Raw genomic sequence first — 2,429 nt, 5'->3', positions numbered from 1 at the left:
GGTGGTGGCCCAGACGCTGAGCGACGAGGAACTGGAGTCCCGGCTGTACCGCCCGCCGCTGCCGCGCTCAAGCTACCAGCTCACGCCCGACTTCGCCGCCGTCCACCAGGAGCTCAAGCGCCCGGGCGTCACCCTGCAACTGCTGTGGGAGGAGTACGCCGCAGCCAACGAGTTGGCCTACAAGTACACCAGCTTCTGCGTGAAGTACCGGGCCTGGGCGCAGGGCCTGAAGCGCTCGATGCGCCAGACCCACCTGGCCGGCGAGAAGCTGTTCGTGGACTACGCCGGCCAGACTGTGCCGCTGGTGGACGCCGCCAGCGGCGAGATCACCGCCGCGCAGATCTTCGTGGCCACGCTGGGCGCATCGAACTACACCTACGCCTGCGCCACCCGGCGCCAGACCACCGCCGACTGGATCGGCGCGCAGATCCAGGCCCTGGAGTTCTTCGGTGGTGTGCCTCGCCTGATCGTGCCCGACCAGGCCCGCGCCCTGATCAGGCGGCCTGACCGCTACGACCCCGAACCCAACGCCCTGTACGACGAGTTCGCCGCCCATTACGGCTGCGCGCTGCTGGCCGCCCGCCCGGCGCACCCGCGCGACAAGCCCAAGGTTGAGAACGCCGTGCTGGTGGTGGAGCGCTGGATCCTGGCCCGGTTACGCAACCGACGTTTCTTCAGCCTGGCCGAACTCAACAAGGCGATTGCCAAGCTTCTGGTGGATCTGAACCAGCGCCCCTTCAAGAAGTTGCCCGGCTGCCGACGCAGCGCCTTCGAGGCGCTGGACGCCCCGGCGCTGCGGCCGCTGCCGACCCAGCGCTTCGAGCTGTTCAGCTGGAAGACGGCCAAGGTCAGCATCGACTACCACGTCGAATTCGAAGGTCACTACTACAGCGTGCCGCACCGATTAGTGGGCCAGATGGTGGAGCTGCGCGTCACGGCCAAGCTGGTGGAGGCATTCCTGGCCAACCAGCGCGTGGCCAGCCATGCCCGCAGCGCCCTGCGCGGGCAGCACACCACCGTGGCCGAGCACATGCCCGCGTCACACCGGGCGCACCTGCAGTGGACGCCGGCCAAGCTGCTCGACTGGGGCCGGCGCATCGGCGTGAGTGCAGCCGCCGTGGTGACCTGGCAGCTCGAGCACCGGCCGCACCCCGAGCAGGGCTACCGGGCCTGCCTGGGCCTGCAGCGCCTGGCGCGCGAGTACACGCCGGCACGGCTGGAGGCGGCGTGCGCCCGGGCGCTGGCGATCCGCTCGCCGACCTACCGCAGCGTGGCTTCGATCTTGAAGACCGGGCGGGATCGACAGCCGTCGCTGTTCCCGAGCGCCGCGCCGGCGCTGCCTGCCCACGAGAACGTGCGCGGGCCCGACTACTACCACTGACACCACTGACCACCCACGAAGGAGAGAACGGCAATGCTCAACGAACACACGATCAACCAATTGCGCAGCCTGCGCCTGGACGGCATGGTGCGCGCCATCGAGGACCAAGCCAGCAGCGCCGCGGCCACGGCGCTGGGCTTTGAGGAACGCCTGACGCTGCTGGTGCAGCGCGAGGTGGCCTGGCGCGACGACCGGCGAGTGGCGCGGCTGTTGAAGGCTGCCCGGCTAAAGGTCAGCACGGCGTGCGTGGAGGACATCAGCTGGCGAGCCAGCCGGGCCCTGGACAAGTCGCTGGTGACGGCGCTGGCCGGCGGCGACTGGCTGCGCCACGGGCAGAGCTTGTTGATGACGGGGGCCACTGGCTGCGGCAAGACCTGGCTGGCGTGCGCGCTGGCGCATCAGGCGGCACGCGCGGGCTTCTCGGTGCTGTACACCCGGGCGGCGCGTCTCTTCGACGAGTTGCAGGTGGCCCACGGCGACGGCAGCTTCGCCAGGCGGCTGGCGCAACTGGCCAAGCTGGATCTGCTGGTCATCGATGACTTCGCGATCTCGCCCATCGGCGCGGCCGAGCGCAACGACCTGCTCGAAGTGCTGGATGACCGGGTCGGTACGCGCTCGACGTTGATCACGAGCCAGTTGCCGGTCAAGGCCTGGCACACCTACCTGGACGATCCGACACTGGCCGATGCGATCCTGGACCGGGTCGTTCACAGCAGCCACAAGATCGAGCTCAAGGGCAGGTCCTTGCGCGACCAGGCCAAGCCGGCATACGACACCCCGACGCAAGGGGATCAAGCATGAGTACATGCGTGATCGGGGGGCGCCTCCGGCGGCCTGGCAGGGGCCTGGCAGAGCCAATCCTCATACCCAAAGCCCGCCCTGCAGGTGCATCGACAGGGACCCGGCTACGACGCGCTTCAAACTGATCGTGGACGACTGAGATACATTGAACACCTCGCTTGCGCGCAACCCCCGCGCGTCCACGATGGCGCTGAAACGCCGTCCACGATCAGCCTGAAACAGGCGTCCACGATCGCTGAAATGCGCA

Annotated in this window: 3 protein-coding genes; 2 read left to right on the top strand and 1 reads right to left on the bottom strand. The window is 68.5% G+C overall.

Annotated features, from left to right (window positions below; all coding sequences use genetic code 11):
* The coding region (gene istA / locus AC099J_RS31570; RefSeq protein ID WP_479619265.1) for an IS21 family transposase at nucleotides 1–1,381 on the top strand (1,381 nt) is incomplete at its 5' end.
* Nucleotides 1,382–1,414: 33 nt separating this feature from the next.
* Complete coding sequence (gene istB, locus AC099J_RS31565) at nucleotides 1,415–2,182, top strand: IS21-like element helper ATPase IstB (protein WP_479619264.1); 768 nt, start codon at nucleotides 1,415–1,417, stop codon at nucleotides 2,180–2,182.
* 60 nt (nucleotides 2,183–2,242) lie between these two features.
* Here the strand turns inward: istB and AC099J_RS31560 are convergent.
* Nucleotides 2,243–2,429, bottom strand: a 187-nt coding sequence (locus tag AC099J_RS31560; protein ID WP_479619263.1) for a hypothetical protein, incomplete at its 5' end; no start/stop codon positions are given.

It is taken from the genome of Rhodoferax sp. RT4P68, assembly GCF_056521305.1.
The sequence above is the reverse complement of the archived record's forward strand: the minus strand, read 5'-3'. Positions and strand labels throughout refer to the sequence as shown.

Bases quoted from the DNA above. Each gene is read 5' to 3' on its own strand.
- istB (WP_479619264.1), top strand. From the start codon at position 1,415: ATGCTCAACGAACACACGATCAACCAATTGCGCAGCCTGCGCCTGGAC.